This window comes from Aminobacter sp. J44 (assembly GCF_007829415.1).
Lineage (GTDB): Bacteria > Pseudomonadota > Alphaproteobacteria > Rhizobiales > Rhizobiaceae > Aerobium.
Map to the genome: position 1 here is coordinate 57342 of NZ_VLJG01000006.1, position 16380 is coordinate 73721.

The window sequence follows — 16380 nt, forward strand, 5'->3', positions numbered from 1 at the left end:
CCTGAGACCGTCGCCTTGTTCATACCGCGATCAGCCGATCGGCAGCGGCACGAAGTGGTTGTTGTTGTCGCGGGAGACCTGCAGCAGGACCGCCTTGCGGCCCGCCTTCGAGGCTTCCTCGACAGCCTTGCCGATATCCTCGCCGCTCGTCACCAGGTTCGAGTTCACCGCGACGATCACGTCGCCGACCTGGATGTCGCGCTCCTCAGCAGGGCTGCCCGGCTCGACTTCGGTTACGACCACGCCCTTGCCATCATCGGCCGGGGCCACGGTTATGCCGAGGTCAGCGAGAGCGGTGTCGGCGGTCGCCTTGCCGCTCGACGGCGCCTCAGCCTTGGCGGTGTCGGTCGGCAGTTCGCCGAGCTTGACCTTCAGCTTCTCTTCCTTGCCGCCACGCCACAGGGTGACCTCGACCTCCTCGCCCGGGGCGAAGCTGCCGATGGTACGAGCAAGTTCTCGCGGGTTGGCGACGTCGCGCCCATTGACGGAGGTGATGACGTCACCCGCCTTGATGCCGGCGGCAAGGCCCGGGCCATTCGCCTGCGGTTCGGTCACAAGCGCGCCCTTCGGCTTCTCGAGGCCGATCGACTCGGCAATCTCGTCGGTCACCGGCTGGATCTGGACGCCCAGCCAGCCACGGGTCACCGCGCCATTCTCGATCAGGTTCTTGACGACGTGGTTCGCGGTCGAGGCCGGGATGGCGAAGGCGATGCCGACATTGCCGCCCGACGGCGAGAAGATCGCTGTGTTGACGCCGACGACTTCGCCATTGAGGTTGAAGGCCGGGCCACCGGAATTGCCGCGGTTCACCGCAGCGTCGATCTGGATGAAGTCGTCATACAGCGTCGCGCCAATGTCACGCCCGCGGGCTGAAACGATACCTGCCGTCACGGTGCCACCAAGGCCGAACGGGTTACCGACGGCGACGACCCAGTCACCAACGCGAACCTTCGAGTCGTCGGCAAAGGCGACATAGGTGAAGGTCTTGTCCGCCTCGACTTTCAGTACGGCAAGGTCGGTGCGCGGGTCAGTGCCGACCAGCTTCGCATCAAACTCCTCGCCGTCATCGGTAACGATGACGAAGTCCGAGCCGCCCTCGACGACGTGGTTGTTGGTGACGAGGTAGCCGTCACCGGAAATGAAGAAGCCGGAACCCTGCGCAACCGGGCGCGAACGCTCCTTCCCCGGGCGCTCCGGACGTGCGCGCTGGCGCGGATTGCCGAACTCGCGCTCGCCCCGGAATTCACGGAAGAAGCGGTACAGCGGATGATCACGCGGCAGGTCCTCAAAGCCCGGCATGCCGAACGAGAAGCCGTTGCGGCGATCGCTTGCCGGATCAACCTTTGCCTGGACCCGGACGCTCACGACGGCCGGCTTGACGCGCTCGACAACATCGGCAAAGCCCGCGCTCTGCTGGACGCCCTCGACCTTGACCGCCTCTGCATAGGAAGGCAGAGCCCCGGAGGTGACGGCGCCGAAACCGATCGCGCTGGCGATGGCAACCGAAGCCGCAGCAGCGAGCCAGCGGTTACGTGCCTTAGAAACAGTCTGGTTCTGAGTCATCTCGCATTTCCCTGGTGATACCGTGGATGCGCCATCGCACCCTTGGCCTCTGAGATAGGCGAGCCAACCTTACAGCGCCATTTCCGGCGCATGAAACTTTTGTAATCTTCAGGAGCGGGAGGTGTCGTCCCCGCCTAGGATTTCGCGGAGCTTCTGCTCCTCCTCGGGCGTGAGCGCGGCTGAGGCCGGCTTCGCAACTCGCTTGCGGCCGCGCACGAACAGGAACGTGCCGCCGATGACCAGCAGCACGACGGGAGTGGCCCACAGGATGGCGTTGCGAGCGCTTACACGCGGCTGCAACAGCACGAACTCGCCGTAGCGCGAGACGACATAGTCGATGACCTCTTCGTCGGTCGCACCGGCGACCAGACGCTCGCGAACAAGAACGCGGAGGTCGCGGGCGAGCTCGGCATCCGAGTCGTCGATCGACTGGTTCTGGCAGACCATGCAGCGCAGCCCCGCCGACAGCTTTCGCGCACGCTGCTCGAGCACCGGGTCATCCAGCACTTCCGACGGCTGTACCGCCAGCGCCGGCATGGCGAGCGAAAACAGCAGAATCAGCGATGCAGCGAGCTTCCTCATTCCGCAGCAACCCCTGCCGGAACAGCCTTCGTCTTGCGGCGTGCCGGCGCGCCCACGCGCAGGCGCCGGTCAAGCAGCGAAATCACGCCGCCGGCCATCATCACGACACCGCCGAGCCAGATCAGCAGCACCAGCGGCTTCCACCACACGCGCACGACCAGCCCGCCATCGGGCGCTACGTCGCCGAGCGAAACGTAGAGCTGGCTGAAACCGCGTGTGGCAATGCCGGCTTCCGTTGTCGGCATCTGGCGAGCAGTGTAGACGCGCTTCGACGAAATGATCTCGCCCTTCGGACGCCCCGCCGCGTCGAAATAGGTGAATCGAGCACGATCCTCCGTGAAGTTCGGGCCACGGTAGGGCGCGATGTCCTCGAACTTGAGCGCGTAGCCGGCAACGGGGAGCGTGTCGCCCGGACGCATCACCGTGACTTCTTCGACGTCGAGCGAGGTAACGGTCGCGATGCCGAGCACCGTGACGCCAAGACCGAAATGCGCCAGCGCCGTGCCGAACACGGAGCGCGGCAGGCCGCGGAAACGGCGCCAAGCGACCGACCCTGACACGCCGCCGACGCCGGCCTTCAGCGCCAGGTCCGTCATCGCGCCCAGCATCAGCCAGGCCGCAAGGCCCATGCCAAAGGCCGCGAGCACTCCGGTGCCATCGACGAAGAAGTAGCCGATCAGCATCACCAGCAACGCGCCGCCGAAGGCGAAGAACAGGCGCTGCGCCACCGCATAGAGATCGCCGCGCTTCCAGGCGAGCAGCGGGCCGAACGGAACGGCGAGCAGCAGCGGCACCGCAAGCGGGATGAAGGTAAGGTTGAAGAAGGGCGCTCCGACCGAAATCTTCTCACCCGACACCGCTTCGACCAGCATCGGGTAGAGCGTGCCGAGCAGCACGGTTGCCGTCGCGGTGGTCAGGAACAGGTTGTTGAGGACGAGCGAGCCCTCGCGTGAAATCGGGTGGAACAGGCCGCCCGCCGTCAGCGACGAAGCGCGCACGGCAAACAGCGCGAGGGAGCCGCCGATGAACAGGATCAGCAGCACGAGGATGAATACGCCGCGCGCCGGATCGGTCGCGAATGCGTGCACCGAGGTCAACACACCCGAGCGGACAAGGAACGTACCCATCAGCGACAGCGAGAAGGTGAGGATTGCCAGCAGCAGCGTCCAGATCTTCAGCGCCGAGCGCTTTTCCATGACGATCGCTGAGTGCAGCAAAGCCGTTCCGGACAGCCAGGGCATGAATGAAGCGTTCTCGACCGGGTCCCAGAACCACCAGCCGCCCCAGCCGAGTTCGTAATAGGCCCAGTAGGAGCCCATTGCGATACCGCCGGTCAGGAAGATCCACGCGGCCAGCGTCCACGGGCGCACCCAGCGCGCCCACGCCGCATCGATGCGGCCCTCGATAAGGGCGGCAGCGGCGAAGGAGAAGCAGACCGAGAAGCCAACATAGCCGAGGTAGAGCATCGGCGGGTGAACCGCGAGCCCGATGTCCTGCAGCACGGGATTGAGGTCGCGGCCCTCCATCGGCGCCGGCGTTAATCGCGCAAACGGGTTCGACGTCGCCAGGATGAACAGCAGAAAGGCGGCTCCGACCAGCCCCTGAATGGAAAGCACGTTGGCGCGCAGCGTGTCGGGCAGGTTGCGGCCGAACATGGCGACCAGCGCGCCGAAGAAGGTGAGGATGAAGACCCAGAGGATCATCGAACCCTCATGGTTTCCCCATACGCCCGTTACCTTGTAGAGCATCGGCTTTGCCGAGTGGGAGTTCTCCCACACGTTCAAAACCGAGAAGTCGGACTGGACGTATGCGGTAATCAGGGTCGCGAAGGACAGCGCGACGAGCGCAAAGCCCACCAGCGTCACCGGGCTCGCAACCGCCATCAGCCTTGCATCGCCCAGGCGCGTCCCCGCAAGCGGCACCGCGAACTGGACGAGAGCCAGGGTGAAGGCCAGGACCAGCGAGAAATGTCCGATCTCGGCGATCACTGCGTTGCCTCTTCGCCGTCAGAGGACTCGGCGTGCTGCCACATGCCGTTCTGCTTCAGCTTGTCCGCAACTTCCGGGGGCATGTAGGTTTCGTCGTGCTTCGCCAGCACGCTGTCGGCAACGAAGATGCCGTCCGGCCGCATCTCGCCTTCGGTGACAACGCCCTGACCCTCGCGGAAAAGGTCAGGCAGGATGCCGTTATAGGCGACGCGGACCGAGTGCGACTGGTCGGTGACCGAGAACTGGATCTCGGTTCCTCCGCCGCGCACGACCGAGCCTTCCTCAACGAGGCCGCCGAGACGGATGCGCTGCCCGGCCTCAGGCGCGGCAGCCTTCAGGTCGATGGGCGTATAGAAGTACGACGTTTTCTGGCCGAGAGCATAGAGCGTCAGTCCCGAGGCAAGGCCCAGGAACAGCATCGCCCCGCCAATCACCGAAAGCCGCTTCTGCTTGCGCGTCATTGCCATCGTCTATTCCTTCGCACTCAAGCCGCGTTCCGCGGCAAAGGCGGACAGTTCATTGCCGGCTTCGCTATCGGCGCCCAGCGCCTCAAGTCCTCGCGCGAGCGCATCCTTCGCCTGCTCCACCCGACCGAGCACGACATAGGAGTGAATGAGCCGCTGCCAGCCGGCCGGATCCTGCGGCTGCTCGCGCAGTCGCTGGTCGAGGCCTGCCACCATATTCTCGATCATCTCGGACTGTGCGTTGTCCGAAGTCAAATTGCCGTCATCACCATTGGTTGATGCGAGCGCCTGGTTGATCGCTCCGCGCCACGGCGAATCTGCCGGCAGGTCGGCAAGCAGCTCACGCAGCGCCTTCTGGGCGTCCTCGACCCGGCCTTCCTGCGAAAGCGCGGCCGCCAGCGCAAACCGCGCCTTCGGGTTGCCGGGCTCAAGCTGCAGCGCACGCTCATAGGCCTGGCGAGCATCGGCAACGATGACGCCACCGGCCTCCGCCGTCAGCGCATCAGCCAGCCCGATTTCACGCGCGGCGTTCTGTCCGCTGATGGAGATGGCGCTGCGCCAGGCGGTCACCGAATCCTGGAAACGACCAACGCGGTAGTAGATCGGCGCAAGCACCTCCCAGCCGCGGGCATCCTGCGGATTCGCGACAAGATGCTTTTCAGCGCGAGCAATCAGCTCCTCGATGCTGCTCTCGGACGGATCCTTAGACAGGCGCGCTTCAAGCGGCTGGCTCGGGAGATCGGGCGAGCCGGTGACGGAATAGACGCCCCAGCTTGCGAGTGGCACCATCAGCACGGCGCAGGTGGCGATCACCTTGCCGATTTGGCTGCTTGTGGCAGCCTTCTGCTTCTCGCCTGAAATCTTGAGGATTCGGCGCCCAATTTCGGCGCGTGCTTCCGCAGCCTCCTGCGGATCGATCACGCCGCGCTCGACGTCTCGTTCAAGCTCCGCCAGTTGGTCCTGGTAGACCGTCAGGTCGTGGTCAGCGTCCGCGCCAGCGGACGCGCGCCCGCTCATCGCCGGCAGCAACACGGCAAGGCACGCGGCAATGGTAAGGAGGGCTGCGAAAATCCAGAAAGCCATGGCCGTCAGATAGCGGTTGGTTTCCCCGATGCCAATGACGGCTCAGTGCGGCTTTTTGGCGATCTCGCTACGCGAGAATCGTCCAGCTGCCGTCGGGATTGCGACATGCAGTGCCGCGCGTCGAACGCACCGCGGGGCCCGCATAAACCGTATGCGTGTACTGGCGGCAATCCTGCGACCCCACCCTATACGGCGACCCGGCAACGACTTCACCCCGGCTTCCACCAGGGCGTCCCCACGACACTGACTGACCGGCGGGCATGTATTCGAGCGCGCGATACTCCGCTTCCAGAGCGCGCCGGCGCTCGCGGCTGTCGAGCTGGACGCCCGGCGTGCGGGCGATCAGGCCTCCTGCCATCGCCTCAACGATGGCCGTCGAAACCGGTCGCGAACTTCCTGCAAATGCCCTTTCCGCCAGACTTGCCGTTGGGCTGCCCGTCGTGGAACAGGCCGACAACAGCGCTACAAGAACCACCACCGCCGCAATCGAATGGTTCATTACCAAGATGCCTTTCCAATCAGTCCTGCGTCTCCCCCGCCGACCGACGCTTCATTAAGGCAGAGTTTGGCGCATCCATGGCAAAACGGCAACGTAACGTCACTGTTGTGCACGTTTAAGGGTTACCGATGCACGCAGGCCACCCCAGGGTGACCGAGAAAGCACGATCTCGCCACCGTACTCCTTGACGAGATCGGCAACGATCGAGAGCCCGAGGCCAGTCCCCGGCTTCGTCTCATCCAGCCTTCGCCCGCGCACGAGCGCGTCGCGGCGGCTTTCCTCAGGAATTCCGTGGCCATCATCATCGACGATCAGCCGGAAGGTGCGCTGGCCGGCCTCGCCCGGCCCTGCCCCGATCGTGACTGCGACCTGCTCTCGACCCCACTTCATCGCGTTCTCGAGCAGGTTGCCGGCAATCTCCTCAAGGTCCTCACGTTCGCCGGCAAAGATGAACTCATCGTCCGGCGCGTCCAGCGAAAGGTCGATGCGCGGATTGAGCCTGGCCATCACCCGCACCATACGCTCGATGACCTGCCTCACCGGCGTGCGGAAGACGATGGTGTCGCGCTGCGCGGCCATTCGCGCCCGCTGCAGATAATGCTCCACCTGCTGCTGCATGGCGCCTGCCTGCTCGGCGATCAGCTGGCCCTTTTTGCCGCCGATCGCCCGCGCCTCGTTTGTCAGCACCGCGAGCGGCGTCTTCAGGGAATGTGCGAGATTGCCCACCTGCGTGCGCGAGCGCTCAACGATGCGGCGGTTGTTGTCGATCAGCGCATTGGTCTCGTCCGCAAGCGGCGCGATCTCGGCCGGGAAGGCTCCGTCGAGCCGGTGCGCCTGCCCCGCGCGAATCTCCGCCAGCGCCTTTCGCACCCGCCGCAGCGGGTTGAGACCTATCAGGATCGCGATCGCGTTGATCGCGATCATGCCAAGGCCGAAGACCAGCAGCGACAGGTGAAGCTGCCGCTCGAAGCTGGCGATGTCTTCTTCCAGCTCGGTACGATTTCCCATCACCCTGAAGCGGGCGATGCTGTTCTCGCCCGCCAGCACGAACTCGCTTTCAAAGACCTCTATGGTCTCGCCATCGAGACCGTCAGCGAGATAGCCGCGCTGGTATTCGCTGTTGAACGGGAATTCGTCGGTCGGCGGCGACGGGAGGTCTCCGGTCAGCGACAGCGATTGAAGCCTGCCCTTCACGTCCTCCGAGACAGGCTCGACCGACCAGTACCAGCCCGAGTTCGGAATGGTGAACCGCAGGTCGCCGAGGTTGGGCGAGCCGGAGAGCCTGCCATCGGCATCAACGCCGACGGAGCTGATGAGGTTGAACAGGTGCGCGGTCAGCAGGCTTTCGAAGCCGCGCTCGCTCGCCTGCCTGAACAGGGTGGAGATGATGGTTGCAATGACAACAAGCGCCAGCACAGCCCACACCGTCGAGAAGGCGACGACGCGAAATGCGAGGTACCGGAAAGGCTTCTTAAGGATCGGAAGGACGGACGCCAGCACCGGTCGCGCCGTTCAGCCGTGATGGACGCGGGCGCTTCTCACTCCGGCGTCCCCCGCATGCGGTAGCCGAGCCCGCGAACCGTTTCGATCAGGTCGACGCCCATCTTCTTGCGCAAGCGGCCGACGAACACCTCGATGGTGTTCGAGTCGCGGTCGAAATCCTGGTCGTAAAGGTGCTCGACCAGCTCAGTGCGCGACACCACCTGGTCCATGTGGTGCATCAGATAGGCGAGCAGGCGAAACTCGTGCGAGGTCAGCTTCAGCGTCACGCCATCGATGGAGGCCTTTGACGACTTGGTGTCGAGCCGAAGCGGTCCGCAAATCAGCTCCGAAGAGGCGTGCCCCGCCGCGCGGCGGATCAGCGCGCGCACGCGCGCCAGCACTTCCTCGATATGGAATGGCTTGGTGACGTAGTCGTCTGCGCCCGCGTCGATGCCGGCGACCTTGTCGCTCCAGCGGTCGCGCGCGGTCAGGATCAGCACCGGCATCTTGCGCCCGTCCCGACGCCAGCGCTCCAACACGCTGATGCCGTCCATCTGCGGCAAGCCGATATCGAGCACCACCGCGTCGTAGGGCTCGGTGTCGCCCAGAAAGTGCCCCTCCTCGCCGTCAAATGCCCGGTCCACGACATACCCGGCATCGATGAGCGCTTCGGAAACCTGACGGTTCAGATCCTTGTCGTCCTCGACCACGAGTATGCGCATTGGGTGTCCTGTGGGTTGGCGTCGGGGGTGATTATGTCTGGAAATTCACGGCAGGCAACGTGACGCTCTAGCCGGCGGGAACCACGATTTCCTCGCGGCGCGGCCGCTGGCCGTCCCGCGCAGGCAACAGCACGACGATGACGCAGACCTGCTGCCCACCTCTCACGTCCGGCGTGGCGCGCGCCAGCTGTCCGCCCATCTGCGCGGCGTAGCGCTGGCCGACATCGTGGCAGGAGCCCGCCTGCGCGACCTCATAGGCGTCGGATGCCGCCTGAACCGGTGCCTCAGGCACCAGCAGGGCCGAGGCCAGAAGTCCCGCGACAAGAACTTGAGAGATGGTGCGGAGCGTTTTCATGCCTCGGTTCTATCGTAGTATGCCTGAACGCGGAATGAACAATAACCGCCGCACGCTAACCGATCCTTGCGCGTGCAGCCAGCCTGCCAACCAGTGCAACGAGCGCGGCGACGGCTACCACTGCCTGCACGATACCGTCGACCAGCTCCGTCATTTCTGCATCATCAAAGGTAAACCCAAACAACGCCGCGATCGAGGCAACAATAACTACTAGTGATGCCCACACCGTTCGCGACAGATACCACGGCTTTACCTCTTCCATTTAGCTCTCCTCATCTTAAGTGAGCATTACGCGGCACCGCGCCGGAACGCCGGCACCGACGGACGAACTGACTTGGCGAACGGTGACTTCAACCTCGCAAGGCCGATCCGGAAAATCCGCCAGCGCCAATTCCTCTGGATAAGTCCACGAAGGCGTCGCGACCTCCACCACGCGCCGCGCCTCGCCCTCCTCGCCCGCCAGCTCAATCCGGTACTTTTCGCTCTCCTCGCCGAGCGGAATATCCTCGGCCAGCCAGGCATCAGCATCGATCCGCCCGCGCCGGATCCAGCTGATCGCGACGCTGCCGTCGTCCTGCTCCACCGCCTTCAGATGCACCGGCGACAGCGGCAGGCGCGCCCGCATGCCGCCTGCCTGCTGTGCCGAAACGAAGTTTCGCGTACCGGGCGTCTGGCCGGCCGGCCCCACGCGCCAATTGAGCACCAGGCCGCACTGTTCCGGCGTGAGCCCCGCGCTCACCACCGCGCTGTTGAGCAGCACAAACGCCGCACCAGCCTCATTTCCGGTCCGCATTGCGTCTTCAGTGCCAAGCTGCGCCCGCAGCAGCTTTGTCAGCCGCCAGATGCTTGGCGCGATTTCCTCTGCGGCGGCAAACTGCAGCACTTCCCATTCGCCGCTCTCTGACCGCAGGGCCGCGACATTCGCGCCATTCAGCAGGCTCGCCATGCTGACGCTGGCGAGTTCGCCGCCGAACAGCTTCACCGTCAGCGAGCCGGCAAGATCCATCCTGGCCCGAGGTCCGGGTTCCAGCGGCTCGACGAGTTCGCCCATCGTCGCCCTCGTTTCGACTGCGGTCATAAACTGGAACGAGCTCTGCTCCGGCGAGGCATAGACCGCCTGCTGCCGCCAGGGATCGGCGAATGCAGCAATCCTGAACTGCTTTTCGAAATCGGCGGTGCCGGGCAGCATCGGCAGGTCGAGAAGCATGACATGCGGCGCCCCCGCGAATGCCGGCGGGCGGTAATTGCTGTCGCCGAAGCCGAGCCCTTGCGGCGTAGGAACACGCCGGCTCACCCGGCGCGCAACCACCTTGCAGCTCCAGCCCTGCTCGACCTCCGTCACGAGGTAGTCGTAGCCCGCCTCATCAGCATCCAGCCGCACGACGGCGCCGACCTCGATTGCGGTCGCATTCGCCGGCACCGCAAAGCCGATCGTATCTCGCGCAACATGGCGACGCTCGAGCCAGTCGCTGATCAGTGCCGCAGCGCCTTCACGATGAATGCTGCCGGGAAGCGACAGCCGCTCGATTGAAGCCTCATGCGCCCCCGGCCGCACGACCCGCACAACGGCTGCCTGATACTCCGCAAAAGGTTCGATGAAGCTCACCTCGGCCGCGTCGTTCAGGTCGCGCTGCGGCATGCGCGTCCGCTCCAGCGTGGCGCCGCCTTCCTCCACGACGAGCTCCGCGACGGGAAAGACCTGCTGCGCAGCATCTTCCGACGAGAACCGCAGCCGTCCGTCCTCTTCCCTAGCCACCACACCGAAGAGCTGCGCAAAGGGCTCCAGCGCTGCCCGCGCGGTATCGGGCGCATCTGTCAGGTAGCCATAGAGACTTCCGGCCACCAGCTTCGTGTCGGCCGCCGGCAGCCCGTGACCCTTCAGGATCGCCTCGACCAGATCAGCGCCGAGCACCCCGCACAGCCTGCCGTTGAGCCAGTGGCCGGCGCTCCAGTTCTCGCCATCGGCCCAGATCTCGTCATGCAGGGGAAAAGCCGGGAACGGCCGCGCGTCCCATGCCCACACGCTGATACGCACCCTGTCGACCATCCGCCCGCCATAGACTGGCGAAACCGGATTCTTCGCTTCGTCGAAGTACGGGCTCTCCGGGTCCCAGTGCTGATAGTGCGCCTGCAGGAACCTGGCCGGCGCCTCGTCCGCTCGCCCGCCGTTCGAAAAATACGGGATCGCGTTCTCCGACGATTTTCTGTCCGGAAACACGTTTGGCTGGTTGGGGCCCTTATCGACCGCCGGGCAACCAAGCTCCGTGAACCAGATCGGCTTCGAACGCGGCAGCCATGCAGTCGGCTCAGCCGCCTCGACCCCACCGATCCGGTTGAAGTGCTGGTTCTCCCACCACGAGACCAGGTCCTTGTAGCGGAAGACCCACGGCTTGCCATAGGCGCCGTCGGTGATCGGCGAGCGCTCCCGCGCCTCGCGGGCCTCCGCGCTTGCATAGTACCAGTCAAAGCCCTCGCCGGCGCTCACCTGGCTGCGCAAACCGTCAATGTCGTAAGGCAGGCGGAATCCGTCCGGGTTCCCGCCGTCGATGTCTTCGTCGCGCCAGTCGGCGAGCGGCATGTAGTTGTCGATCCCGACCGCATCGACCGCCGGATGCGCCCACAGCTCGTCGAGGTGAAAGAACACATCGCCAGAACCGTCCGGCGGCTGGTGCCCAAAATATTCGGTCCAGTCGGCGCCGTAGGTGATCTTTGTGCCGCTGCCCAGAACGCTGCGGACATCGGCGGCCAACTCGCACAGCGCCTCGACGAACGGGAATTGGTTGTCTGCGTCGCGCAGCGTCGTCAGCCCGCGCAACTCGGAGCCGATGAGGAAAGTGTCGACGCCGCCTGCTAGCTCAGCCAGCCCTGCGTAGTGCAGCACCAGCCGGCGAAAGCCCCAGTCGTCCTCGTCGCCTGAGAACGCGATCGCGCCTTCCTCGACAGCGAAGTCCGCTACATCCGCGCTGCCGCAGAACGCGGCCACATCGTCCCGAATTTCTGCAGACTTGTCCGGCGATCCCTCGCTTCCCGGCGCCGGGATGCAGCTGATGCGCCCGCGCCACGGGAAAGGTGCTTGCTCGTCCGCGCCGTGGGGATCAGGCAACCCGTTGCCGGAGGGGACATCCATCATCAGGAACGGGTAGAGCGCAACGCGCAATCCCCGGCGCCTGATTTCCTGGATGCAGCGGACGACTGAAGCATCCGACGGTGTGCCGCCATAGCACGCGACGCCGTCAACGTAGCTCACCTGCTCCGCCTCCTCGCGCACCTGACCACACACGCGCCAGGGCTCCGAAAACTCGAGCGCCGTGTTCTGCGTCACCTTGGGCCTGATCCTGCAGTGCCCCGCGCGCAAATCGTCGCCGAACCAAGTGACGACGATGGCGATCTCCTCGAGGTTCGGGCACAGCGCCTGCAGCTCGTCAAGCGAAGCAATGAGGTCCGTCGGCCCATGCAGGACATTGCGGTTGACGTAGATGGTCACGCCTGGACTCGGCGTATGGGTCACCGGTTCCGGATCGAGCCCGTACTCCGTCGCACCCGGCAGCAGCGCGACCGATCTGATCTGCCCGTTAAGCTCCCCCACCGGCCGCATCACCTCGAACTGAAACTGCGGGATGCGGTTGCCGAAGTCGCCGAGCGGAAAATGATCGAACACGACATAGGCCGTGCCGCGATAGGCCGGTGCCTTGCCGTCCTGCTTCGCCGCAATCAGCGGATCAGGAAGCTGGTCCTCTGACCCGATGTAGACGCGGACGTTGAACTCTTCGAGATCGAGTTCACGCCCATCCGCCCAGATGCGGCGCACACCCGCGATCTCGCCCTCGCACAGCGCAAAGGCGAAGTTACCGAAGTAGGCGTAGGTGGTCGTGGTGACCCGCGGCCCCGCTTTGCCGCCTTGGCGTTCGACGGTTTTCGTCTCCTGGAACCTGGTCGCCCAGATCAGGTTGCCGCCAACGCGCATCGTCCCGTAGACGCGCGGGATCGGCTGGCCTTCCTCGGCAAGGAACGGGCGCGGCGCCCCCAGCCGTGGGCCTTCGATACGGCGATGCCCCTGCAAGAGCGTCTGATCGATGGCGTAGCCCGCCATCGCGCCGGCGGCCGAGCCGATCGCGCTGCCGATAGGCCCAAAGATGCCGCCGAGAAACGCCCCGGCTGCCTGGAGTATAATTGTCGCCATGGCTGGCCCGCTCAGCTCGTCTTGTCAGGAAAGGCGAAGACGCCGGCGATCCGCCGCCGCCACTGCGGCACGAGCGGCGAGATCATCACCGCATGCCCCTCATAGGCGTGTAGGAACGCGTTCTCGCTCACGAGAATGCCGACGTGCTTGGCTGCATGCTGCGGACGCCAGCGGAAGACCAGCAGATGGCCCGGCAGAGCATCCCCGATCGGCTTCTCGACTGCATGGCGTCGCGCCGCCTCCAGCAGCCTGTCGCGGCCACCCAATTCAGCCCAGTCCGGCGAATAGGCGCCGGCCTCTTCCGGCTCCGTGCCGTAGACGTTCCGCCAGATGCCGCGCACCAGCCCGAGGCAGTCGCAGCCGACGCCCTTTCGCGAGCCCTGGTGGCGATAAGGGGTTCCCACCCAGCTCATCGCCTCGGCGAGGATTTTTTCGCGAATGTCCCCGCTCATTCGACCAGCGCGCCGCCGTCGAACACCATTCCGTCGGCCACGTAGCGGTAAGCAGCGTCGTTGCCGGGAAGATGCGGAAAACCGCGGAAATTCAGGCCATTGCTGTATTTTTCGCGGCAGGATTTGAAGCTCTTGTCGCAGCCGGCAATGATCGTGAAGGTCGCGCCCACTTCCGGCTGCGGGTCGGCAGCCGAGACAGCGAGGAAAACCTTCCCGCCGCGCACCGCGTGATCCAGCACCGCGAAGCAGCGCCCGGCCAGCGGCCCGCTCGTCCAGCTGATCTCCCCGAGACTGAACCAGCCGGGCGTGTAGTCGCCCAACCCGATCGCCTCGAACTTGCCCGCCCCGGCAATCGCCACCACAACTCCCTCGCCCTTCACCGCCGGATCGTCGGTAACGACCTTGCACCGCCCATCGCCTAATTGCGCATCGCACTGGCGCCGCAGCACGCGCCCGTTCGGTTTGTCGAGGCTCGCGGTCAGGCTCTCGAGCTCGGCGACGAACTGTCCGTCGCGCCGCTCGATCCGCCCGATCGTTGAGGTCCGCATCCGCGCGAACTGGCTCGTGTCCATCCAGTTGACGAGGAAGGTCTCAACCTTCGCCCCGTCATAGAGGCCGGCAAGAATATCGGCCTCGACGAGGACGTCTGACGACAGCGCGCCCTCGACGTCGGCGGTATCCACCGCCATCCCGAGCGAGGTCCGCACCTCGCTCTGCGAGAAGCCGCTTTGCGGCTCGAAGGTCCTGCCACCGACCGTCAGCTTCCGGTCGTGGTCGGTGAATCCGAGCGTCGTGCCGTCACGCCGTGTCACCAACCAACAATGGCAGAGCGTGGTGCAGTCCTGCGCCAGATGCGCGGCGAACTCTTCGGAATATCCCGTCATGGCAAAAGGATCTCCACGATCGGGATCGACGGGATCTGTCCGGCGCTGAAAGCGGTCAGGCTGATCTCGATGCGATCAGCGTCGAAACGCGCCGGCACATCGAACTCGTACCCGGCCGAGACCTCTTTCCCGTCGCCGGGCGTTGCGCCCTCGGCGAAGGTGATCATGCCTGTCGTCGCATCGACCTCGAACTCCTCGCCCTCGGTGGCAACCTCGCCGCCCACCGCCACCAGCACAGTCTCCGCCACCGGCTTGCGGATCTGGCGGGCGTAGGCATCTTCACCCTCGCCGTACCACTTCACCAGCTGGAACGTTGCGGTCTCGCCGTCGCCGGTTCCGATGAACTGATCGAAGGCCGACGGTTGCGCATCGGGCGGGCACGACTTCATGTCGAATGGATCGCGGAAGCGGAATCCGTGCAGTGACCCGCGCCTCGCCTCGAAGAAGGCGACGATCTCGTAGAGGTCGGCGAGCGAGCGAACGCCCGTCCCCGCATCAAAGCGCCGGCGCGATTGCGCAAACCTCAGGTTCCGCTTTTCGCGGCCGGACGTCAGCGCGACGATCTCGTTGCGTCTTTCCGGCCCGCCGGTCGCGCCAAAGGACACGTCCTCCGGAAACCGGACCTCGTGGAAACTCTGCATCGATTGCTCCGATTTCAGAGGGTGCGCGTCCCGCGTGTCACCGCCCGCGCCAGCATGCCTGTCACCTGCGCCTCCGACTTGCGGAACGAGGCCGCATCCGGGGTCGAAACGTTGAAGACGACGTTCACCGTCCCGCCGCCGCCACCCGAATTCGCGACGCCGAGACGACCCCGCCACTTGCAAACGGCACAACGCCGCCCTTCGCGAAGGGAAGCGCCTTGCCGATCCCGCCGAACATGGTCGAAAACAGGCCGGAGGCGAGGTTCGACAGCGGCTGCAGCCCCTGGCTCAGCGCCATGCCCGCGAGGTTCATGCCGATCTTGCGCAGCATGTCGTCGAGCGACTTGCCGCTCACCACCGCGTCCTTCAGCGCGCCGGTCAGCTGCCGGCCAAAGCTCTGTGAGAGCTTTTCGAGATTGCCGATTGCATCCGCGAACGGCTGCGTGTCAGCCTCGATGCTGATCTCCAGCCTTTCCCGCTCTGCCATGTCTGTCGCCTCGTGGTTGGTCCGGGAACATCCGCATCAGTTCAGCCAGCGCGGCCCGCGTCGGCGGCGTCTGGTCGCCGCGCAGGAAGCGCAGGGCGTGCGCAAGTTCCCTCGGCGTCATTGTCCAGAAGTCGCGCGGCGGCAGCCGCAACAGGCCCAGCCCCAACGCGATGACATCGTCCCAGGGAAACCGGCGCGCACTGCCTGTTGCGGCGTTCAGGGGCCCGGCGACGCCGCAGCCTCAGCCGCGCCGAACGTGACCTGCAGCAATTCGGCGACAATCGCCGCCGCTCCCGTCGCGCCGCCCTCGATCTTCATCGCCGCCACGTCGCTCGCCTGCACAGGTAAGCCCGCACCGCGCAGCCCGGCAGCGATCACCTCCATCAGGTCTCGCGCCGAGAGTTTCCCGCTCGAAAACCTTTCGGCCAGCGCCGTCAGATCGCTCGCCGCAAAGGCGTTCTCCAGTTCCGCCAGCGAGCCCAGCGTCAGGCACAGCGTGCATTCGCGCCCGTCGATGACTGCGGAAATTTCCCCGCGCCGCCGGTTCGCACTCATGTCTGAGCCTCGAAGGAAATGACGCCTGCCGACTCCAGCGCGATCTCGAAGGCCACCTCGCCATCGTGGTTGCCGGTATATTCCAGCGCCGTGATCTGGAACGGACCGGACACCGTGCCGAAGTCCGGGATCACCAGTTGCCAGGTCGAGATCGTGCCGCCGAAGAACCGGCTACGAATAAGCCCGTCAGACGTTGCGTCCTTGAAGATGCCGGACGCGCTTAGTGACGCGCGCTGAACGCCAGCGCCACCCAAAAGCTCACGCCAGCGCCCGGTCGAATCCGCGTCGGTGATGTCCACCGCCTCGCTGTTGAACGCCAGCCGCTTGCTGCGCAGGCCGGCCACCGTCACGTAGCTCTCGCCATTGGCGAGCTTCAATAGAAGATCCTTGCCCTTCTGTGCTGCCACAGCGAGCCTCCTTACCCTCTGATGGTGTGATGGAGT

At 65.2% G+C, this 16380-nt stretch carries 17 protein-coding genes and 1 pseudogene; all 18 read right to left on the reverse strand.

Translation table 11 applies throughout. The features are described 5' to 3' along the window. Positions 1 to 30 precede the first annotated feature (30 nt). The gene (locus tag L610_RS03410; RefSeq protein WP_024848086.1) at positions 31 to 1563 is read right to left on the reverse strand and encodes a Do family serine endopeptidase; all 1533 of its coding nucleotides are present in this window, start codon (positions 1561 to 1563) and stop codon (positions 31 to 33) included. Between the two features lie 108 nt (positions 1564 to 1671). After that, complete coding sequence (locus L610_RS03415) at positions 1672 to 2145, reverse strand: cytochrome c-type biogenesis protein (RefSeq protein ID WP_024848087.1); 474 nt, start codon at positions 2143 to 2145, stop codon at positions 1672 to 1674. Next, positions 2142 to 4130, reverse strand: coding sequence for a heme lyase CcmF/NrfE family subunit (locus L610_RS03420; protein WP_024848088.1), 1989 nt, complete (start codon positions 4128 to 4130; stop codon positions 2142 to 2144). Before L610_RS03420 ends, L610_RS03415 begins: the two co-directional genes overlap by 4 nt. Further along, positions 4130 to 4594, reverse strand: coding sequence for a cytochrome c maturation protein CcmE (ccmE, locus tag L610_RS03425; RefSeq protein WP_024848089.1), 465 nt, complete (start codon positions 4592 to 4594; stop codon positions 4130 to 4132). Before ccmE ends, L610_RS03420 begins: the two co-directional genes overlap by 1 nt. Before the next feature lie 9 nt (positions 4595 to 4603). After that, a complete protein-coding gene (ccmI, locus tag L610_RS03430; RefSeq protein ID WP_144702482.1) occupies positions 4604 to 5680 on the reverse strand; it encodes a c-type cytochrome biogenesis protein CcmI in 1077 nt (358 codons plus the stop codon). A 67-nt stretch (positions 5681 to 5747) separates the two neighbouring features. Continuing rightward, entirely contained in the window at positions 5748 to 6179 is a 432-nt protein-coding gene (locus tag L610_RS03435) for a hypothetical protein (RefSeq protein WP_144702485.1), read from the reverse strand. A gap of 99 nt (positions 6180 to 6278) precedes the next feature. Further along, positions 6279 to 7679 carry an ATP-binding protein gene (locus tag L610_RS03440; protein WP_144702488.1) on the reverse strand — a complete coding sequence of 467 codons (1401 nt, stop codon included), beginning with the start codon at positions 7677 to 7679 and terminating at the stop codon, positions 6279 to 6281. 38 nt (positions 7680 to 7717) lie between these two features. After that, positions 7718 to 8383 carry a response regulator transcription factor gene (locus L610_RS03445; protein WP_144702491.1) on the reverse strand — a complete coding sequence of 222 codons (666 nt, stop codon included), beginning with the start codon at positions 8381 to 8383 and terminating at the stop codon, positions 7718 to 7720. Between the two features lie 67 nt (positions 8384 to 8450). Further along, positions 8451 to 8738, reverse strand: a complete 288-nt coding sequence (locus L610_RS03450) for a hypothetical protein (protein WP_144702494.1) — start codon at positions 8736 to 8738, stop codon at positions 8451 to 8453. A gap of 55 nt (positions 8739 to 8793) precedes the next feature. After that, on the reverse strand, positions 8794 to 9000 hold the full coding sequence (locus tag L610_RS03455) for a hypothetical protein (RefSeq protein WP_144702497.1): 207 nt from the start codon (positions 8998 to 9000) through the stop codon (positions 8794 to 8796). A gap of 15 nt (positions 9001 to 9015) precedes the next feature. Beyond that, a complete protein-coding gene (locus tag L610_RS03460) occupies positions 9016 to 12918 on the reverse strand; it encodes a glycoside hydrolase/phage tail family protein (protein WP_144702500.1) in 3903 nt (1300 codons plus the stop codon). A gap of 11 nt (positions 12919 to 12929) precedes the next feature. Further along, positions 12930 to 13370: an NlpC/P60 family protein gene (locus L610_RS03465; RefSeq protein ID WP_144702503.1), complete on the reverse strand. Its 441-nt coding sequence runs from the start codon at positions 13368 to 13370 to the stop codon at positions 12930 to 12932. Then, positions 13367 to 14254 (reverse strand): DUF2163 domain-containing protein, encoded by an 888-nt coding sequence (locus L610_RS03470; protein WP_144702506.1) that lies wholly within the window; start codon positions 14252 to 14254, stop codon positions 13367 to 13369. Before L610_RS03470 ends, L610_RS03465 begins: the two co-directional genes overlap by 4 nt. After that, positions 14251 to 14895 carry a DUF2460 domain-containing protein gene (locus L610_RS03475; RefSeq protein ID WP_144702509.1) on the reverse strand — a complete coding sequence of 215 codons (645 nt, stop codon included), beginning with the start codon at positions 14893 to 14895 and terminating at the stop codon, positions 14251 to 14253. The genes L610_RS03470 and L610_RS03475 overlap by 4 nt, the downstream gene beginning before the upstream one ends. Positions 14896 to 14909: 14 nt before the next feature. After that, positions 14910 to 15382, reverse strand: a pseudogene (locus L610_RS03480) (phage tail tape measure protein). Continuing rightward, complete coding sequence (locus L610_RS03485; protein ID WP_084465886.1) at positions 15342 to 15602, reverse strand: rcc01693 family protein; 261 nt, start codon at positions 15600 to 15602, stop codon at positions 15342 to 15344. The pseudogene L610_RS03480 and the gene L610_RS03485 overlap by 41 nt, the downstream one beginning before the upstream one ends. Beyond that, on the reverse strand, positions 15599 to 15937 hold the full coding sequence (locus L610_RS03490) for a gene transfer agent family protein (RefSeq protein ID WP_144702512.1): 339 nt from the start codon (positions 15935 to 15937) through the stop codon (positions 15599 to 15601). Before L610_RS03490 ends, L610_RS03485 begins: the two co-directional genes overlap by 4 nt. Next, on the reverse strand, positions 15934 to 16344 hold the full coding sequence (locus tag L610_RS03495) for a phage major tail protein, TP901-1 family (protein ID WP_144702515.1): 411 nt from the start codon (positions 16342 to 16344) through the stop codon (positions 15934 to 15936). Before L610_RS03495 ends, L610_RS03490 begins: the two co-directional genes overlap by 4 nt. Positions 16345 to 16380 lie beyond the last annotated feature (36 nt).